Source organism: Pseudomonas segetis (assembly GCF_900188155.1).
GTDB classification, from domain to species: Bacteria; Pseudomonadota; Gammaproteobacteria; order Pseudomonadales; family Pseudomonadaceae; genus Aquipseudomonas; species Aquipseudomonas segetis.
Genome location: NZ_FZOG01000004.1, coordinates 251,098 through 269,103, shown reverse-complemented (window position 1 = coordinate 269,103; position 18,006 = coordinate 251,098). Strand labels below are relative to the sequence as shown.

Below are 18,006 nucleotides of genomic sequence, written 5' to 3'. Positions count from 1 at the left end.
CCAGGTCGCTAAGCTTTCAGTAATAGAGCATGTATACCCGGATGAGGTGCTTGATGGGCGAATTTCAAAGGGTACAAGCCAGTGCCGGGTTATATGGCCGTTTACTGCAACGGCTGGCCACCGCGCTGGATGACGCACAAAGCGTGCAGGGTCTTGTTACAAGTGAACCACAAGAGTTGGAGTTACGTGGCTTGACGCCTGCCGAGCTGGGGTTGATCAATGCCTATCTGGAACGTGACCTGAGCTGGCTGCAGGGCTGGCATGCCGCCGCCAGGGAGTTTTCCAGCCTTGAGCGTCGTCCCAGTTGGAGCATGCAACGCAGGGCCGCGTCACGATCAAGGTTATTGAGCGCCAGGCGTGGGCAATTCAGTTGCGCCCTGTGCGGCAGCGCCTTGGCAATGCCGTCGCTTTCGCGGGCATCTAGTTGCCAGGCGTGTGGTTCAACCCTGTTTCGGCTGGTGCGCGCTGGAGTGCATTGAGTTTCGTTACAGTTGTCCGGCCAGCTTTAATGCCTGGGACTTTGACCTGTGCTGCTGAATCGAGGCCGCGTTCTGATATATTTCAGCGCGCCCTGTTCGTGACAATGCCGTTCGCGACTGTCGATGGATTGACTCAATGCCGCTTCGTTTCCTGATCAAGCAACTGTGCATGCCGCCAGGCGTGTTGTTTATCTTGCTGATTCTTTCATGGTGGCTGCGCAAGCGGGCGCCGCGTATTGCTGCGTGCTGTTTTTTCTGTGGTGCCGGAGGGCTTTGGGTCATGAGCTTGCCGGTGACGGTTGAATGGGCGGCGCGGCAGATCGAAACGGAGCCGGCGCTGAGTGCGGAGCAGGTCGCTCAGTTGGCGCAATTGGCCGATGCGATAGTCGTGCTCGGGGCTGGGCGAGACCAGGGCGATGCGGCCTGGACGGAGGATCAGCCCAGTGCGTTGGCCATCGAGCGCCTGCGCTATGCGGCAAGGTTGGCCAGGGCTTCAGGCTTGCCAGTATTGATATCCGGCGGATTGCATTTCGGCAAGCCGCCAAGCGAGGCGGCGATTATGGCCGACGTGCTGGACGAGGATTTTTCCGTGGCCACGCGTTGGCAAGAGTCGCAGAGCCGGACCACTTGGGAAAACGCACAATTTAGTCGTGAAATCCTCGCAGCAGAGAAGATCAATCGCGTGGTCGTGGTTACCCAGGCCTTTCATATGGCTCGTGCGCGCTGGAGTTTCGAACAGCAGGGTTTTGCTGTGGTGCCTGCTCCGGTTGGGTCGCTGGCCAAGCTGGACGCTCGTCCGGATGCAGGCTGGTTGCCTGACGGCAAGGCCTTTATGCAAAGCACCTGGCTGATTAACGAGGCGATAGGTCATATGGCCTATCGCCTCTTCTACTAAGCTTCCTGTCGAGGCTGCTTAGACTGTCTTGGCCATGCGGCTGGCCAGTAAAGCCCAGCCGAACAACAGGCCGCAGAGAATAATCAGCGGCCAGGAGCGAAACTGCAGGTAAGGCGTCAGGCCCTGCATTGGATGGACGCTGCCGTACAGCATGCCGCGCTTGAACTGCGGCAGCTTTGCCGTGATATCCCCCATTGGGTCGATCAGCACGGTCATGCCGTTGTTGGTGGTGCGAATCATCCAGCGACCCGCCTCCAGGGCGCGCATTTGTGCCATCTGCAAATGTTGCAGCGGACCGATCGAGCGACCAAACCAGGCGTCGTTGCTCACGGTGAGCAGTAGATCGCTTTTGGCGGCAAGGCCTGCGGCAAACTCCGGATACACCACTTCATAACAGATCAGCGTGGCAATTCTGTAGCCCTTGGCTTCAAGCAGGGGCTGATCGGAGTCGCCGCGAGCAAAGTCCGACATGGGCAGGTTGAAGAAGGCGATCAAGCCGCGCAGCACTTCTTGCAATGGTACATATTCGCCAAATGGCACCAGCTTTTGCTTCAGGTAATCTCCGCTGCCCTGGCCAAGCACGGTCACACCGTTGTAATAGCGCAACTCGCCGGCCTTATTGGGCTGGCGAATCGGTACGCCGGTGATCAGTGCTGACTTTCGCTCACTGGCAAAGTTATCCATGCTGCCCAAGAAGCCGAGGGCCTGGTCCTTGAGCACCGGCACCGCTGTTTCTGGCCAGATGACCAGGTCGGTTGGCTTGGCATTAAGTGTCAGGTCGCGATACAGCTCAAGCTGGGCTTCAAGCTTGGCGGGGTCCCATTTCATGCTCTGTTCAATATTGCCCTGGATTGATAACAGGCTCAGCGGCTGTCCGGCGGGTTGGGTCCAGGCATGACCGTTGAGCAGCAAGCCAGCTAGCCAGGGCGCGGCCAATAGCACTACGCCGGCACTTAGAAACGCAGGGCGTTTGCGTAGCGAGAAGAGATTGATCAACAGCGCTGCGCTGAGAGCCAGGGTAAATGAGACCAGCCATACGCCACCGACTGGCGCAAGCCCGGCCAGTGGCCCGTCGAGCTGACTGTAACCGGCATAAAGCCAGGGGAAACCCGTCAGGAACCAGCCGCGAAAGGCTTCCTGGGCCACCCAGAGTGCGGCGAATGCCAGGGCGTCAGCCAGTGGTGCCTCGGGGCGGCGAATCCAGCGCGCCCAAATGGCGGCGGGCAAGGCGAAAAACAGCCCAAGGCCCATGACGAAACCAAGCGTCAGCAGGCCCGCCAGCAGGGGAGAGGCATCGCCAAAGGTGTGAATGCTGACGTAGACCCAGCTGGTGCCTGCGGCAAACAGGCCGAACCCATAGCACCAGCCACGGCTAGCCGCTTTGCCCGGTGCCAGGTCGCGCAGGCCAAGGTAAAACAGGGCGATTGAAAGCAGCGCCAGTGGCCAGATATCAAAGGGTGCAAGGGCCAGTGTAGTGATGGCACCTGCAGCCATGCTGATCAGGTTACCTAGCCAACCCGGGCGGGTGATCCAGCGCATGTTGAATCCTAGACGATAAAAGACCGCTGGAGGCTATAGGTAAGCGCCCATGTTCGGCAAGTTTAGAGTTGATCTTGTTGTCCCGGCTGAGCCAAATCAGCTCGGCCGGGACCTGTATCAGCCTGCCAGAGGCGTGAGGCGCAGCAAATGTACGCGTCGGCTGTCGGCATTGAGGATGCGGAAGCGGAAACCGCCGATCTCGGTCACTTCATTGCGTTTTGGCAGGTGGCCAAAGGCGCTCATGACCAGGCCGCCAACAGTATCGAACTCGTCGTCGGAGAAGTCGGTGCCGAAGGCTTCATTGAAGTTGTCGATCGGGGTCAGCGCCTTGACCAGGAAATCCCCGCTTGGCAGCGGCTTGACGTAGCTGTCTTCCTCGACGTCGTGTTCGTCTTCAATGTCGCCGACGATCTGCTCAAGCACGTCTTCAATGGTCACCAGGCCCGCGACACCGCCGTACTCGTCAATCACCACCGCCATGTGGTTGTGATTGGCGCGGAATTCGCGCAGCAGTACGTTAAGGCGCTTGGACTCGGGAACAAAGGTCGCCGGGCGTAGCAGGTCCTTGATGTTGAAGCTTTGCTGCTCCTCCTGCAGGATCAGCGGCAGCAGATCCTTTGCAAGCAGAATGCCGATCACATCATCAAGGCTTTCACCCACTACCGGATAGCGCGAGTGCGCGGCCTCGATAATCGATGGCAGGAACTCTTTTGGAGTTTGGGTGGCTTTGATGCTGATCATCTGTGAACGTGGAACCATAATGTCGCGAACTTGCAGGTCGGCGACCTGGATTGCGCCTTCAACGATGGCCAGGGCCTCGCTGTCCAGGAGCTTGTTCTGGTGCGCTTCGCGCAAGACTTCCAGCAGTTCTTGACGGTTTTTCGGCTCGTGAGCAAAAGCCTGTGTCAGCTTGTTCAGCCATGACTTTTGCTCGTTGCTCGATCGGTCTTCGCTCATGGGGTTTTACTCAGGATCCTTGCTTGTGATCAATCATTCGTCGTCGGCATAGGGGTCGGGATGACCCAGCTCGGCGAGCAGTTTACGTTCCAATGTTTCCATTTCCTCGGCTTGCGCATCTTCAATATGGTCGTAACCAAGCAGATGCAAGCAGCCGTGAATCACCAGGTGTGCCCAGTGGGCGGTCAGGTCTTTGCCCTGTTCCATTGCCTCGCGGGTAACCACGGGTGCACAAATTACCAAGTCGCCCAGCAGCGGGATATCGAGCATTTCATCCGGTACGTCCGCCGGGAACGAGAGCACGTTGGTGGCGTACTCGCGTTGGCGATAAGTGTGGTTGAGCTCCAGCCCCTCGGCTTCGTCGACAAGGCGTATGGTCAACTCCGAGTCAGCGCTACGCTGGCGCAGGGCAACCTCGCACCAGTTGAAAAACTGCGCTTCGCTGGGTAAATCGCCGGCATCGCTGGCGATTTGAAGGTCCAGCTCAAGCATCGTTGCTGCCTCGTTCATTGGCGGGCTTGCCCTGTGTGCGCTCGTCGAAGCGCTCGTAGGCTTCGACAATACGCTGTACCAATGGGTGGCGGACCACGTCCTTGGGCTTGAAGTGAGTAAAACTGATGCCGGGAACGTCGCGCAAAACCTCTATCACATGGGTCAGGCCGGATTTGGTGCCGCGTGGCAGGTCGACCTGGGTGATATCGCCGGTGATCACTGCGGTGGAGCCGAAGCCGATCCGGGTCAGGAACATCTTCATCTGCTCAAGCGTGGTGTTCTGGCTTTCGTCGAGAATGATAAAGCTGTTGTTGAGGGTTCGGCCGCGCATATAGGCGAGCGGGGCAACCTCAATCACCTGTTTTTCGATCAGGCGGGCTACCTGTTCAAAACCGAGCATCTCGTACAGTGCGTCATACAGCGGGCGCAGATAGGGGTCGATCTTTTGCGACAGGTCGCCAGGCAGGAAGCCGAGTTTTTCACCGGCTTCAACTGCGGGGCGTACCAGCAGGATGCGGCGAATTTGCTCGCGCTCCAGGGCGTCAACCGCGCAGGCGACAGCCAGGTACGTCTTGCCGGTGCCTGCCGGGCCAATGCCGAAATTGATGTCGTGCTCAAGAATGGATTTGACGTACGCCTGCTGATTGGTACCGCGCGGCCTGATCATGCCTTTGCGCGTGCGCAGGGCTACGTTGGATTCGACCGTTGAGTTTTTCAGCTCCTCGATGCCGGACTCCTGCAGGAACAGGTGCACCATGTCGGGCGACAGTTCCGTGTTTTTGGCTTCACGGTAGAGGCGGCGCAATAGTCGCTCTGCTGCGCGGGTTTGCTCGCCATCGCCAAGCAGTTCGAACTGATTGCCGCGATTACGGATTTCGATTTCGAGACGCTGCTCAATCAGGCGCAGGTTCTCATCAAATTGGCCGCAAAGATTGGCAAAGCGGTTGGCTTCGAACGGCTCGAGGATAAAATGATGTGGTTCTGTCTGTATGTTCAAAATAATAAGTTGGCCGCCAGTCGGCAGGGGTCGTTGAGCAAGAATAGCCTTAGCTGTTCACGCATGAAAGCATGAACAGCATAGGCTTTAGTCCAGTCTGTATGAAAGGCCCTGATTTATTGGGCTGCACAGGTTTATTCTGCGCCCGGGTCGGTAATCAGGCTGCCACGCAGCGAGTAAGAATGGGCGCTGTCGATCATTACGTCGACAAATTGGCCAATCAGGCTCGGGTTGTCGCAGCGGAAGTTGACCACGCGGTTGTTCTCGGTGCGGCCTTGCAGCATGCCAGGGTCTTTCCTTGAATAATCGCTGACCAGAATGCGCTGGACGCTACCGACCATGCGTCGTGTGTTGGCCGAGCCGATCTGGTTGATGCGATCCTGCAGGATCTTCAGTCGCTGTTTTTTCAGCTCCTCGGGGGTGTCGTCGGGCAGGTCGGCGGCTGGCGTTCCAGGGCGCGCGCTGTAGACGAACGAGAAGGAAAAGTCGAAGCCGACATCCTCGACCAGTTTCATGGTCTGCTCGAAGTCTTTCTCGGTTTCGCCCGGGAAACCGATAATGAAGTCGGAGCTGATCAGGATCTCCGGAACCACGGCCTTGAGCTTGCGAATCCGTGACTTGAACTCAAGCGCCGTATGGTTGCGCTTCATGGCCGCGAGAATCCGGTCGGAACCGGATTGCACAGGCAAATGCAGGTATTTGACCAGTTCCGGGATGTCCGCGTGGGCCTGGATCAGTGCGTCGGAAAACTCCAGCGGGTGCGAGGTCATGTAGCGAATACGGTCAATGCCGTCGATCGCTGCGACCGCATAGAGCAGCTCGGCGAAGTCGGCGGTCTGGCCGTCGCCGGTGTCGCCCCGGTAACCGTTGACGTTTTGCCCGAGCAGAGTCACCTCGCGCACACCGTTCTCGGCCAGGTGGATGATCTCTGAAAGCACGTCGGCCATGGGGCGGCTGACTTCTTCGCCGCGGGTGTAGGGCACTACGCAAAAGGTGCAGTACTTGCTGCAGCCTTCCATCACCGAAACGTAGGCGGTCGGCCCGTCAATGCGTGGTTCTGGCAGGCGGTCGAATTTTTCGATTTCCGGGAAGGAGACATCAACTTGCGGCAGCTTGGTGGTGCGTGCGGCGTTGATCATTTCCGGCAATCGGTGCAGGGTTTGCGGGCCAAATACCACGTCGACATAGGGCGCGCGGTCGCGAATTGCCGCGCCTTCCTGGCTGGCAACGCAGCCTCCGACCCCGATGACTAGGTCCGGGTTGCCCAGTTTCAGTTCACGCCAGCGGCCCAGCTGGGAATATACCTTGTCTTGCGCGCGCTCACGGATGGAGCAGGTGTTGAGCAGAATCAGATCTGCATCTTCGGCGCGTTCAGTAACTTCCAGTGCTTGATGTTCGCCCAAAAGATCGACCATGCGCGAGCTGTCGTACTCGTTCATCTGGCAGCCGTGGGTTTCGATGTAAAGCTTCTTGGTCATGCGGGCTCAAAGGGTGATTCGAAGAACCGCGCATTATAAGCCCCAAGCGCTTGTGTTCCTAGGGGTTGTTGATGGTTGGTCGCAAGCAGCAATAGGGCCTATACCTGGCTGGCTGCATGCTATGATTCGCGCCCGTTATTTTTCTGGCCCGACTAAACTGCCTATATGAGCAAGCGCGAACCTATCTATAAAGTGATTTTTCTTAACCAGGGTCAGGTGTACGAAATGTACGCCAAGCAGATCTTTCAAAGTGATCTGTGGGGCTTTTTGGAGGTGGAGGAGTTTGTCTTTGGCGAGCGCACCCAGGTCGTAGTCGACCCGAGTGAAGAGAAACTCAAGGCACAGTTTGATGGCGTCGTGCGCAGCTTTGTGCCGATGCATTCAATTATTCGAATTGATGAGGTCGAGCGCCTGGGCACACCGAAGATCAGCGAGGCCAAGGGTGGCGGCAATATCATGCCGTTCCCCATGCCGATGCCTGACAAGTAGGCCGGACCTGTTGTTGGCGCATCAACACTGTTCAGCAGCATTGGTGCGCCTGTCCGCTAGGGTAGGGGGTTGAAAGGCGTTATATGTTCGGCTGTCTGCAGTTCCTGCAGGTAGTTGCGGAATATCTGCCCCAGCACCTGGTTGGAAATTTCCAGCTCACTGCGCTGCATTTGCGCGGCAATCAGGTCTGCGCTGTCCATGGCCTGGTCCGAGCCGTTGACTGCCGCCATCTTCAGCACAATGTAGGCCTGAATATTGTTGGCCTGCACGCCTTCGCCACGAAAGAACATCATGCCGAGGTGATACTGCGCTTGCGCATGGCCCTTGAGTGAGGCCTGCTCGAACCAGTTGAGCGACTGTTGCAGGTCGCGGGGCGCGCGTTCACCATCGTAATAGAACTCACCCAGCTCAAAGGCTGCCTGGGGATCGCCTGCATTGGCGGATGCCAGACACGCTTCAAGTGCGTCAGGCAGTTCTTCGGGAGCGGTGTTTAGTGAGCAGCTCCCTGTCGCCGGAATAAGCAGCGAATTACCGCCCGCAAAAGCGAGTAAGGGCAGAAGCAGCAGGCAGCCCAGAGAAAGGGCGCGGCCGGTGCGGTTCATGAAAGTCCGTGTTCCTCGCAGTGCAATACGACTAATGAGTGGCCCGTAAAACGTGGCGGGTGTCACATTATGAAATAAGCAGCGGTGTTCTTACAAAGTGTTTAGGGTGTTTATCGTAAATAGCTGTAATACGGCGGCTTTGCGTCCCGTGTGGATTCACAGGAAAACCGTATTTATTTCATTTAAATCCGCAGCTTGAGCGGTTAAATGGCTCGCCGGCGAGCTATTGCCTTGTTGGCTCACCGGTTTGAGTTGAGACCGCGCTATGCCCTGGCAGTTTCAATAATAGCCAGGCAAGTAGCGGATAGGCGGGTGTCAGCAGCAGGTGAAACAGGTCTACCCGGCGTATGCCACCCAAGTAGCCATTGGTGCCAACAGCCAGGCCTGCGACTGCAAAGAGTCCAGCCGCAGCGGCTGCCGCGCAGATCAAGGCCTTGTTGTGGCGCTGGATGATTCCGGCGTAGAGCACCAGCGCGAGGGTGCTGAGGTTCAGCAGCAAGCGGTACTCAGCCAGTTGATTAAGTTGCCGTGCCAGTTCGAAGAAGGCGCACAGGCCGAGCAGTATCCGTCCCCAGTTGCTTCGACTCCAGGCCCAGCTGCGGCTTAACGCCAAGGCTGCGCAGCCGATCAGGGGCAGGCCGAGGAAGGTGCTGGCCTGGCTCAGCCAGAGATGGGTGCCTTGCCAGTCAGGGTCCAGGCCATAGCGCACGCTGCCGCAAATAGCAGCGCCAGCTGTCAGGGCGAACCCAAGCAGGGCGCAGAACAAGGCCGGTTGATCGGCTTCGTGGTAACGCGCCCGGGCCCTGCCAACGATGATGACGCTGGCGACGCAAGCCAGCGCCAGCAATGCATCGCTGGCGGCAGTGCTGTACTGCATCAGGCTTTGGACATCTCGGCGAACGCATTCTCGGCTGCATCGAGGGTCAGCTTGAGTTCTGCGTCGCCAAGTGCGATCGAAGTGAAGCCGGCTTCGAATGCGCTAGGCGCCAGGTACACGCCACCCTTGAGCATCAGGTGGAAGAACTGCTTGAAGCGTTCGGTGTCGCTGCTCATCACGTCTTCAAAGCTGCTGATGCTCTTGCGTTCGGTGAAGTACAGGCCAAACATGCCGCCGGCTTGGGTGGTGGTGAAGGCGATCCCTGCAGCATCGGCGCGTTCTTGCAAGCCTTGCAGCAAGCGAGCGGTGTAGTCGCTCAGCTCGGCGTGGAAGCCCGGGCGGCTGATCAGGCGCAGCGTGGTCAGCCCGGCGGCCATGGCCAGCGGGTTGCCGGATAAGGTGCCAGCCTGGTAAACCGGGCCCAGCGGAGCGATGTGGCTCATGATCTCGCGTTTGCCGCCGAAGCAGCCAACGGGCATGCCGCCGCCGATGATCTTGCCGAAGGTCGACAGATCTGGCGTCACGCCGTAATGCGCCTGAGCACCGCCCAGGGCAACGCGGAAACCGGTCATGACTTCGTCGAAGATCAACACCACGCCATGTTTGTCGCACTGCTCGCGCAGGCCTTCAAGGAAGCCGGGCGCTGGCGGTACACAGTTCATGTTGCCTGCCACAGGCTCGACGATGATGCAGGCCACTTCCTTGCCGACTTCTTCCAGGCACTTGGCCACGGCGTCGATGTCGTTGAAGGGCAAGGTCAGGGTGTGCTTGGCGAAGGCTTCGGGTACGCCTGGTGAGCTTGGCACGCCAAGGGTCAATGCGCCGGAGCCGGCCTTGACCAGCAGGCTGTCGGAATGGCCGTGGTAGCAGCCTTCGAATTTGATGATCGAGTCACGGCCAGTAAAGCCACGGGCCAGGCGGATTGCACTCATGGTCGATTCGGTGCCGGAGCTGACCATGCGCACCATTTCCATGGACGGCACTATGCTGCACACCAGGTCGGCCATTTCGGTTTCCATGGCTGTTGGCGCGCCGTAAGACAGGCCGTGCTCCAGCTGTTTGCGTACCGCGTCAAGCACTTCCGGGTGGCTGTGGCCAAGGATCATCGGGCCCCAGGAGCCCACGTAGTCGACATAGCGCTTGTCGTCTTCGTCAGTGACATAGGCACCTGCGGCGTGTTTGAAGAACAGGGGAGTACCGCCCACACTCTTGAAGGCGCGAACCGGGGAATTGACGCCGCCTGGGATGTGTTGCTGGGCATTGGCAAACAGGGTTTCTGAGCGTGACATGGGAGCCTCTTAAAGTCTGCGCAGGGCAATTGAGCCCTGCAAAATTTAATCTGTGGTTGGCCTGCGGCCTAGTTAAATAGCGCGCTGAGCGCACGGGCGCGGCGTTCGACTTCAGCGGCCGAGTCGGCGGCAAACAGCCCGTGAATAACTGCAATCATGCTGGCGCCTGCGCTGATCAACTGCGGGGCGTTCTCAAGGGTGATGCCGCCAATCGCCACGATTGGCAGGTGGAAGCGAGTCGCGGCCTGGTTAAGCAGTTCGACAGTCGCACTCGGCGCACCCGGCTTGGTGTTTGAGTTGAAAAAGCGGCCAAAGGCGACGTAGCTGGCCCCTTCGCTGACTGCGTTCTGCGCCAGCTCAAGCTCGGCGTGGCAGGTGCCGCCTATAATGGCATTGCGGCCCAGCAGGGCTCGCGCGGCTGCCAGCGAGCCGTCACTTTGGCCCAGGTGCAAGCCGACGCCGAGACGTGCTGCCAGTTCTGCGTCATCGTTGATGATCAAGGCTGCGCCGTAGCGATCACACAGCCCGCGCAATGCTTCAGCCTCGCGCAGGCGTCGTGCTTCATCGGTCGATTTGTCACGGTACTGCAGTAGCCTGGCGCCACCTTCAAGCGCCGCCTCGGTATAGGGCAGCAACTTGTCACCTGCCAGAAGCTGGCTGTCGGTAATTGCGTAGAGCCCGCGCAATTTCATCGGATGTTCTCCATCAGACCCCATCCAACGGCAGGCGCCGTGGAATAAATTGGCCCTGGCCGGGCCGTTCTGCGTCGCGCAGGGTGCGCCAGGTGTAGTCGAGAGCTGTGCGCACGGCGCTGATCAACTCTTCGCCAATCGCCAGGCGTCCTGCCAAGGTGCTCGCCAGGGTGCAACCCGAACCGTGATAGCTCCCAGGCAGGCGCTGGCAGGTGAAGGTGTGTTGGTCGCCGCCGCGCGAGTAAAGGCGATTGTGTACTTCGTGCTCGTCACCATGGCCGCCGGTAATCAGCAGGTGTTCGATGAAGGGCAGCAGTTTGGCGGCGCACTCATCGGCGCTGCCATCAGGCAATTCGGCCAGGATCCGGGCTTCGGGCAGGTTGGGCGTGGCAATTGTTGAGGCCGGGAAGAGTCGTTCGCGCATGGCGTACCCGACTTCATCCTTACCCAGCGCGCCACCACCTCCTGCGCGCAGAACGGGGTCGCAGACCAGGGGAATACCGGGCAGCTTGGCGCGGATCTCCAGCACCGTCTCGACCATTTCGACCGAGCCGAGCATGCCCAGCTTGATCGCCTCGACATGCAGGTCGGCGATGACGGCATTGGCTTGCGCCAGCACCCATTCGCGATCCAGCACGCGGAAGTCACTCACGTTGACAGTGTCCTGAACGGTCAAGGCAGTCACCGTAGGTGCAGCGTGACAGCCCTGAGCGAGCAGCGCTTCGATATCGGCCTGCAAACCGGCACCACCACTTGGGTCGTGTCCAGACAGGCAAAGTACTACTGGGCGGGAAGTAGGCATTTTCATGGTGCGCGAGCTTATCATTAAATCGCGGATATTGGCCTGCGACATGAATGTCTGGCGCTATAGCGATTGGCGATTTTAAAGCGGGTGGCTAGAACGCTTGCCTGACCCATGTGTCAGGATTTCAGCTTGGGTTAAAACCTTTGGCTAAATGTGAGCTGGTCAAGTTACTGCATAATATGTGAGAAGGTTGCTTATTGCAGGTTTTAGCCTGTGATATCGTGTCGATAATTCGAAGAAACAGGCATGCCAGACGGCGTCAAATAAGTGAGTTGGGGCTCACGGCGCAGTCCGAAGTTGTCGGTCATCACGTTACCGCGGGGCTGAATGCGCACCATTTTGATCCTGTTGCTTGCTGTCTGGCCGGTGTTGGCCGGGGCCGTGACATTTGATGAACATACGCGATCAGTAGATTTGGGTCGCGAGAGCTATGTACTTGAAGACGCCAGTGGTGCTGCCACTATTGATCAAGTCTCGTCGGCTGACTTTGCGCCGCGTTTCAAGCGCCAATCTGAACAGGTACTGAATGCCGGTTACTCGCGGTCGGTATTTTGGCTGCGTGTCGATCTGGATTACCAACCCTTGCAGGCGACTGGCGAGAAATCCTGGCTGCTGGAGTTGGCCTATCCACCACTCGATCACCTGATGCTCTATATCGACAACGGCCGAGGTGGTTTCGACCTGCAGCGCAGGACGGGTGACGCCCTGCCTTATGCTTCGCGGGAAATCAAAAACAATAACTTCCTGTTCGAGTTGGGCTTGCAACCCAACCAGCCCCGGCGGGTCTATTTGCGCCTGCAAAGCCAGGGGTCCATCCAGGCACCGTTGAAGCTTTGGGCGCCGAATGCCTATATAGAAAGCCAACCGACGCGCATATATGTGCTGGGTATCATCTACGGCGTGCTGTTGGGGATGATGGTCTACAACCTGTTCATCTATCTCAGCGTGCGCGACACCAGCTACCTTTACTACATTCTGTATATTGCCTCCTTTGGCCTTTACCAGGTGTCGGTGAACGGCGCGGGTATCGCGTATTTCTGGCCTGAGAGCCCATGGTGGGCGAATGCCGCCACGCCCTTCTTGATCGGCTCCGCGACATTTTTCGGCACCCAGTTCGCGCGTAGTTTTTTGCAAACCTCCCATCATGGCAAGTGGCTAGATCGCACTCTGCTTATTGTGATGCTGGTGGCGGTGCTGGTGATGGTCTTGGCCTTGACCGCCAGCTATGCCTTGTCACTACGCCTTGCCACATACCTGGCGCTGGTCTTTACCCTGGTGGTTTTCTGGGCGGGCCTGAATGCCTGGTTGAGCGGCATGCGCGTGGCGCGTTACTTCATCTTTGCCTGGTCGGCGTTTTTGCTCGGTGGCATCGTCAATACGCTTATGGTTCTCGGCTTTTTGCCAAACGTGTTTATCACCATGTACGCCAGCCAGATTGGCTCGGCACTTGAGGTGGCACTGCTGTCCCTGGCCCTGGCGGACAGGATCAACGTTCTCAAGGAAGAGCGCACCGCTATTTTGCAGTCGGCCCGGCGTGAGCTGGAGTCGCTCAACCAGGCGCTGGCCAACAATAATCGGCTCAAGGACGAGTTCCTGGCGACCATCAGCCACGAATTGCGCACGCCCATGAATGGAGTGATTGGCTCTTTGGACTTGTTGCAAACCGTTCGCCTGGACAATGAAATGGAGCAGTATCGCGCCATGGCCCAGGGTTCCGCGCAAGAAATGATGCGCATGATCAATAACATCCTGGTCCTGACGGAGTTGCAGGCTGGCCGCTTGTATCCTCTGTGCGAGCCATTCAGCTTGCGGGTATTGATTGATTCGCTGAGCGACCAGTACATGCCGCTTGCACAGGGCAAGGGCCTGGAGTTCGTGGTTGAGTACGATGAGGCGCTGGCCGATGAGTTGGAAGGTGACTTGGCCAAGCTTCGCATGAGTATCGGCATTCTCCTGGATAATGCGATTAAGTTCACCGATAAAGGCAGCGTGACCTTGCGCATCAGTTCGCAACCTGGCGCCCGGGGTGATGTGCCGTTGTGCATTGATGTGATTGATACCGGTGCGGGCTTCAACCAGGCCCATAACCACTCCTTGTACCAATGCTTCCAGCAATTGGACGGCTCGATGACCCGGCGCTTTGGTGGCTTGGGCATTGGCTTGGCTATTTGCCGGCAGATGGTCGCCCTGCTTGACGGTGACCTGAGCCACGAGTCGCAGCCGGGCAGGGGCAGCCATTTCAGACTGAACGTGCGCCTGGCGCTTGCCGGCACACTTGCCGCTGCACCCCATTCGCAACGCCAACCTTCATAAACCTGATCAATTGTCCGTCTTTCAGGGCGGGATCGCTGGCTGAAACGACCTCGAATCTGCCTTAAATCCCCCTGTATTGAAAAACTGAATTCTGATTCACTGAGCAAATGATGAATCAGGATTCAGGCTATGGCTTATCGCACCAGCGCCCTACGAATTGACCGTGACAATGCCTTGCGCTTGCGAATCCTTCGCTGTGCCCAGGCGCGAGTCACTGAGGCAGGGTTTGGCGCACTGACCATGCAGGCATTGGCTGAAGATGTCGGTATTGCGACAGGCAGTCTCTACCGTCATTTTCAAAACAAAGGTGAGTTGGCCGCCGAAGTCTTTGCCCGCGCCAGTCAGCGAGAGGTGGATGCCATGGCGCTGGCATTGAAAACCCAGGCTCCGGCGCCGAGGCGACTGGCTGCGGGCCTGGCCCAGTTTGCTGCTCGGGCTTGGCACAGCCGCCGCCTGGCATATGCATTAATTGCTGAACCAGTCGACCCCGAGGTTGATAAGCAGCGTCTGATCTTTCGCCAAGCCTATGCAGAGCTTCTGGTCGAGGTGCTGGACGAGGGCGTCAGCCAGGGCGATTTTCGCCCCCAGCATACTCAACTAAGTGCTGCGTGCCTGGTTGGCGCGATCGCCGAGTCACTGGTCGGGCCTTTGTCCCCGAGTGCGTGCGCCGCCCGCGAAACCGGTCAGCCCGCCTTGGCGTTGGGCAGCATAACCGAGGATTTGATTGCATTCTGTTTAAGCGCCGTTGGCGCCAAGGAGTTATCCGCATGAACCCGAACCTTAACGCAGAAACCCATGAGGTATTCAATCAGGTACCGCCGCTCGATGGCGCCAATTTGTACCGTGTCGACCTACCGCTGCAGGAGTGGAATCGCCGGTTTGGTGGTGCCTGGGCTGAAGATCGCCTGCACAGCTATGGCGCGCTTACTGGCGGCCCGTTAATGGCAGCCGGCTTTTTGGCCAACGAGCAAAAGCCTGTGTTCAAAAGCCACGACCGTTACGGTCATCGTATCGACCTGGTTGAGTTTCACCCGGCCTATCATGAGTTGATGGGCGCCGCGATCAAGCATGGCTTGCCATCGTCGCCCTGGATCGACCCGCGTAGCGGAGCCCATGTGGCGCGGGCCTCGCTGAGCTATTTGCACAGCCAGGCCGAGGCAGGGTCGGGCTGCCCGCTGACCATGACCTATGCCAGCGTCCCGGCGATCAAGTTGCAGCCGGATATCGCGGAAATCTGGCTGCCAAAGATTCTTTCGACCGAGTATGACCCGCGCAACCTGCCGATCGAGCAGAAGACCGGGGCGACCATCGGCATGGCCATGACCGAGAAACAGGGCGGTACCGACGTCCGAGCCAACACCACGCGCGCCCATCCCGTGGGAATTCCGGGGCCGGGTCAGGCATATGAGCTGGTGGGCCATAAATGGTTTTGTTCGGCCCCCATGTGCGATGCGTTTCTGACCCTGGCCTACACGGACAAGGGCTTGAGTTGCTTCCTGTTGCCACGTCATCGCCCGGATGGCTCGCGCAACGAGTTTTATATCCAGCGCCTGAAGAACAAGCTGGGTAACTGGTCAAATGCCTCCAGCGAGGTGGAATACCGTGGTGCCTTGGCGTGGATGATTGGTGAAGAGGGCCGCGGCGTACCGACTATTATCGAAATGGTCTCTCTGACTCGTTTTGATTGCATGATTGGCTCCAGCGCCCTGATGCGCCAGGCATTGACCCAGGCCACGCATCATTGCGCATACCGTAAGGTCGGCGGGCGTGTGTTGGCCGAACAGCCGTTGATGCAAAACGTCCTGGCGGACTTGGCCCTTGAAAGCGAAGCTGCGCTGGCGTTGACCTTGCGTATGGGCAAGGCGCTGGATAACGCCCATGATGAGCAGGAGGAAAAATTTGCCCGCCTGGTCACGGCCATTGGCAAATACTGGATCTGCAAGCGCGCTCCGGCAATGATCAACGAAGCTCAGGAGTGTCTCGGTGGCGCAGGTTATGTGGAGGAAACCATCTTGCCGCGCCTGTACCGCGAAGCCCCGGTCAATTCCATCTGGGAAGGGTCGGGCAATGTACAGTGCCTTGATGTATTGCGCGCACTGTCCAAGGAGCCGGGCGTACTTGAAGCCCTGTTTACCGAGTTGGGTGACGGCCATGGCGACGCGCGCCTGAAAGCGCATATCGGCAAGGTTCAGGCGGCATTTCGCGATACCGATGATATCCAGTTCCGTGCACGCCAGTTGACCGAGGATGTGGCCATTGCGCTGCAAGCCAAGTTGTTGCTTGAGGCGGGTAATAGCACGGTATCCGATGCTTTCCTTGCCAGTCGCCTTGGGGACGGCGGCCGGGTCTATGGCACCTTGCCGCGTAGCGTTGATGCCCCGGCTTTGGTCGCGCGCAGCACGCCGCATCTGGCTTGATCGGGTTCCGGGCGGCGTTTGCTGATCGGCTGGCTTAACAGTGCATAAAGTGTCATCTGGGCCTGGCCCAATCATGCCAAGTAATCCTTAGACTGGCTTAGCAGGCGGTCTAAGGTGCACTATTAGCCTGGACGTTCAGTCAGGAAGCCTTGCCGTGAATCCATGTTCAGATGACTTTATTGTTGTAGCCAGCCCTGAAGAGGCCGTTGACCGGCTTGCCGCATTGCATGATCAAGCCACGCGGGCCTTGAGCCTGGCGCTCAAGGCCTATCTCAAGGACCGGGTCAAGCCCGATCCGGCCACGCATTGCCAGTTCCGCTATCCGGAACTGCGCCTGACTTATTTGTGCCATGGCGAAGCGCCAGCCACCGTGCGCGCCTATGCCAAGGTTCAGGTGCCGGGCACCTACAGCATCACCGTCACCCATCCTGGCGCCTTTCGCAAGTACTTGCTCGAGCAGCTGCAACCCCTGATGCACGACTACACGCTGCGCGTTGAAGTGGGGCTGAGCGAGCAGAATATTCCCTATCCCTATGTGGTTGAACAAGGCGATGAACTGGCTGGCTCCGGAGTGACTGCCGGTGAGCTGGCACGGGTGTTCCCGAGCACTGATCTGTCGGCTGCGACGGACAGCACGGCCGATGGCTTGTATAGCTGGGAAAGCATGGACCCCATGCCGCTGGCGCTGTTCGATGCTGCGCGAGTGGATTTTTCCTTGCGCCGGCTGGTGCATTACACCGGCAGTGACTGGCGCCATGTGCAGCCCTGGATATTGCTGACCAACTATCATCGCTATGTCGATCAGTTCATTCGCCACGGCCTGGATATGCTGGTCGGTGAGTCTCGTTTTACCCGCATGGTGCTGCCGGGCAACGTGGTGATTGAGCGCGGCATGTCCGAAGGCGAGATGCAGGCGATTATCGGCGGCGTGGTGTGGCATCGCTACCAGATGCCGGCATACCACCTGCTGTCTGGTGATAGCGGCGATGGCATTACCCTGGTCAATATCGGCGTAGGCCCTTCCAACGCCAAGAACATCACCGATCACCTCGCTGTATTGCGGCCACATTGCTGGCTGATGATTGGCCACTGCGGCGGTCTGCGCCAGTCGCAAACCATTGGCGACTATGTGCTCGCCCACGCCTATATGCGCCGCGATGGCATTCTTGACCGGGTTTTGCCGCCCAATATTCCCCTGCCTGCACTGGCCGAGGTGCAGCAAGCCTTGCAGGATGCCGCAGCGCAGGTGACCGGCGAAAAGGGTGATGATCTCAAGCGCCGCCTGCGCACTGGCACTGTGTTGACCTATGACGATCGTAACTGGGAGTTGCGCTGGGCCCAGGAGCGCCCGCTGATCAATCAGGCTCGGGCCGTCGCGGTAGACATGGAAAGTGGCACTGTCGCCGCCCAGGGTTATCGCCTGCGCGTTCCATACGGCACGCTGCTGTGTGTTTCGGATAAACCGCTGCACAGCGAGATCAAGCTGCCGGGGGCTGCGGGAGCATTCTACGAGCGTGCCGTGACCCAGCATTTGCACATTGGCATCACTGCCCTGGATTTACTGCGTGGTCAGCTTAACTCGCTGCACTCGCGTAAATTAAGGAGTTTCGACGAGCCGCCATTCCGCTAGCGCAGCATATGAACGACAAAACGCCTCGGTCCCGGACCGAGGCGTTTTTTTATGG

The 18,006-nt window shown here is 58.6% G+C and carries 17 protein-coding genes; 7 read left to right on the top strand and 10 right to left on the bottom strand.

Annotation, left to right across the window (positions count from 1 at the left end):
• Positions 1-53: 53 nt before the first annotated feature.
• Both CHB79_RS15145 and CHB79_RS15140 read left to right on the top strand, forming a co-directional pair.
• On the top strand, positions 54-479 hold the full coding sequence (locus CHB79_RS15145) for a zinc ribbon-containing protein (RefSeq protein ID WP_089360533.1): 426 nt from the start codon (positions 54-56) through the stop codon (positions 477-479).
• A gap of 136 nt (positions 480-615) precedes the next feature.
• Complete coding sequence (locus tag CHB79_RS15140) at positions 616-1,374, top strand: YdcF family protein (RefSeq protein ID WP_089360532.1); 759 nt, start codon at positions 616-618, stop codon at positions 1,372-1,374.
• A gap of 18 nt (positions 1,375-1,392) precedes the next feature.
• Here the strand turns inward: CHB79_RS15140 and lnt are convergent, their stop codons facing one another.
• The 5 genes from lnt to miaB form a co-directional block, all read right to left on the bottom strand.
• A complete protein-coding gene (gene lnt / locus CHB79_RS15135; protein ID WP_089360531.1) occupies positions 1,393-2,913 on the bottom strand; it encodes an apolipoprotein N-acyltransferase in 1,521 nt (506 codons plus the stop codon).
• A gap of 117 nt (positions 2,914-3,030) precedes the next feature.
• On the bottom strand, positions 3,031-3,870 hold the full coding sequence (locus CHB79_RS15130) for a CorC family transporter (protein ID WP_089360530.1): 840 nt from the start codon (positions 3,868-3,870) through the stop codon (positions 3,031-3,033).
• A 33-nt stretch (positions 3,871-3,903) separates the two neighbouring features.
• Positions 3,904-4,362 (bottom strand): rRNA maturation RNase YbeY, encoded by a 459-nt coding sequence (ybeY, locus tag CHB79_RS15125; protein WP_010487260.1) that lies wholly within the window; start codon positions 4,360-4,362, stop codon positions 3,904-3,906.
• Positions 4,355-5,359 (bottom strand): PhoH family protein, encoded by a 1,005-nt coding sequence (locus CHB79_RS15120; RefSeq protein ID WP_010487261.1) that lies wholly within the window; start codon positions 5,357-5,359, stop codon positions 4,355-4,357. Before CHB79_RS15120 ends, ybeY begins: the two co-directional genes overlap by 8 nt.
• Before the next feature lie 134 nt (positions 5,360-5,493).
• Positions 5,494-6,837, bottom strand: coding sequence for a tRNA (N6-isopentenyl adenosine(37)-C2)-methylthiotransferase MiaB (miaB, locus tag CHB79_RS15115; RefSeq protein ID WP_010487262.1), 1,344 nt, complete (start codon positions 6,835-6,837; stop codon positions 5,494-5,496).
• Between the two features lie 165 nt (positions 6,838-7,002).
• On the opposite strand from miaB, the gene CHB79_RS15110 reads away from it, so the two are divergent.
• A complete protein-coding gene (locus CHB79_RS15110; RefSeq protein WP_010487263.1) occupies positions 7,003-7,326 on the top strand; it encodes a DUF1820 family protein in 324 nt (107 codons plus the stop codon).
• Between the two features lie 56 nt (positions 7,327-7,382).
• Here CHB79_RS15110 and CHB79_RS15105 read toward each other — a convergent pair whose 3' ends face one another.
• From CHB79_RS15105 to CHB79_RS15085, 5 genes are all read right to left on the bottom strand, one after another.
• Positions 7,383-7,928 (bottom strand): tetratricopeptide repeat protein, encoded by a 546-nt coding sequence (locus tag CHB79_RS15105; protein WP_010487265.1) that lies wholly within the window; start codon positions 7,926-7,928, stop codon positions 7,383-7,385.
• A 223-nt stretch (positions 7,929-8,151) separates the two neighbouring features.
• On the bottom strand, positions 8,152-8,805 hold the full coding sequence (locus tag CHB79_RS15100) for a DUF6962 family protein (protein WP_089360529.1): 654 nt from the start codon (positions 8,803-8,805) through the stop codon (positions 8,152-8,154).
• Positions 8,805-10,094: a glutamate-1-semialdehyde 2,1-aminomutase gene (hemL, locus tag CHB79_RS15095; protein ID WP_089360528.1), complete on the bottom strand. Its 1,290-nt coding sequence runs from the start codon at positions 10,092-10,094 to the stop codon at positions 8,805-8,807. Before hemL ends, CHB79_RS15100 begins: the two co-directional genes overlap by 1 nt.
• A gap of 68 nt (positions 10,095-10,162) precedes the next feature.
• Positions 10,163-10,786 (bottom strand): thiamine phosphate synthase, encoded by a 624-nt coding sequence (gene thiE / locus CHB79_RS15090; protein ID WP_089360527.1) that lies wholly within the window; start codon positions 10,784-10,786, stop codon positions 10,163-10,165.
• A 13-nt stretch (positions 10,787-10,799) separates the two neighbouring features.
• Positions 10,800-11,594 carry a bifunctional hydroxymethylpyrimidine kinase/phosphomethylpyrimidine kinase gene (locus tag CHB79_RS15085; protein WP_010487272.1) on the bottom strand — a complete coding sequence of 265 codons (795 nt, stop codon included), beginning with the start codon at positions 11,592-11,594 and terminating at the stop codon, positions 10,800-10,802.
• 324 nt (positions 11,595-11,918) lie between these two features.
• On the opposite strand from CHB79_RS15085, the gene CHB79_RS15080 reads away from it, so the two are divergent.
• The 4 genes from CHB79_RS15080 to amn all read left to right on the top strand — a co-directional run bounded on the left by CHB79_RS15080 (position 11,919) and on the right by amn (position 17,951).
• The gene (locus tag CHB79_RS15080; protein WP_089360526.1) at positions 11,919-13,904 is read left to right on the top strand and encodes a sensor histidine kinase; all 1,986 of its coding nucleotides are present in this window, start codon (positions 11,919-11,921) and stop codon (positions 13,902-13,904) included.
• A gap of 129 nt (positions 13,905-14,033) precedes the next feature.
• Positions 14,034-14,675 (top strand): TetR/AcrR family transcriptional regulator, encoded by a 642-nt coding sequence (locus tag CHB79_RS15075; protein ID WP_089360525.1) that lies wholly within the window; start codon positions 14,034-14,036, stop codon positions 14,673-14,675.
• Positions 14,672-16,321, top strand: a complete 1,650-nt coding sequence (locus CHB79_RS15070; RefSeq protein ID WP_089360524.1) for an acyl-CoA dehydrogenase family protein — start codon at positions 14,672-14,674, stop codon at positions 16,319-16,321. The genes CHB79_RS15075 and CHB79_RS15070 overlap by 4 nt, the downstream gene beginning before the upstream one ends.
• A 154-nt stretch (positions 16,322-16,475) precedes the next feature.
• Positions 16,476-17,951: an AMP nucleosidase gene (gene amn, locus CHB79_RS15065; protein WP_089360523.1), complete on the top strand. Its 1,476-nt coding sequence runs from the start codon at positions 16,476-16,478 to the stop codon at positions 17,949-17,951.
• Positions 17,952-18,006 lie beyond the last annotated feature (55 nt).

Bases quoted from the DNA above. Each gene is read 5' to 3' on its own strand.
- CHB79_RS15085 (WP_010487272.1), bottom strand. From the start codon at position 11,594: ATGAAAATGCCTACTTCCCGCCCAGTAGTACTTTGCCTGTCTGGACAC.
- CHB79_RS15100 (WP_089360529.1), bottom strand. From the start codon at position 8,805: ATGCAGTACAGCACTGCCGCCAGCGATGCATTGCTGGCGCTGGCTTGC.
- CHB79_RS15140 (WP_089360532.1), top strand. From the start codon at position 616: ATGCCGCTTCGTTTCCTGATCAAGCAACTGTGCATGCCGCCAGGCGTG.
- miaB (WP_010487262.1), bottom strand. From the start codon at position 6,837: ATGACCAAGAAGCTTTACATCGAAACCCACGGCTGCCAGATGAACGAG.
- CHB79_RS15110 (WP_010487263.1), top strand. From the start codon at position 7,003: ATGAGCAAGCGCGAACCTATCTATAAAGTGATTTTTCTTAACCAGGGT.
- CHB79_RS15080 (WP_089360526.1), top strand. From the start codon at position 11,919: ATGCGCACCATTTTGATCCTGTTGCTTGCTGTCTGGCCGGTGTTGGCC.
- ybeY (WP_010487260.1), bottom strand. From the start codon at position 4,362: ATGCTTGAGCTGGACCTTCAAATCGCCAGCGATGCCGGCGATTTACCC.
- CHB79_RS15105 (WP_010487265.1), bottom strand. From the start codon at position 7,928: ATGAACCGCACCGGCCGCGCCCTTTCTCTGGGCTGCCTGCTGCTTCTG.
- CHB79_RS15070 (WP_089360524.1), top strand. From the start codon at position 14,672: ATGAACCCGAACCTTAACGCAGAAACCCATGAGGTATTCAATCAGGTA.
- lnt (WP_089360531.1), bottom strand. From the start codon at position 2,913: ATGCGCTGGATCACCCGCCCGGGTTGGCTAGGTAACCTGATCAGCATG.
- CHB79_RS15145 (WP_089360533.1), top strand. From the start codon at position 54: ATGGGCGAATTTCAAAGGGTACAAGCCAGTGCCGGGTTATATGGCCGT.
- CHB79_RS15075 (WP_089360525.1), top strand. From the start codon at position 14,034: ATGGCTTATCGCACCAGCGCCCTACGAATTGACCGTGACAATGCCTTG.
- CHB79_RS15130 (WP_089360530.1), bottom strand. From the start codon at position 3,870: ATGAGCGAAGACCGATCGAGCAACGAGCAAAAGTCATGGCTGAACAAG.
- hemL (WP_089360528.1), bottom strand. From the start codon at position 10,094: ATGTCACGCTCAGAAACCCTGTTTGCCAATGCCCAGCAACACATCCCA.
- thiE (WP_089360527.1), bottom strand. From the start codon at position 10,786: ATGAAATTGCGCGGGCTCTACGCAATTACCGACAGCCAGCTTCTGGCA.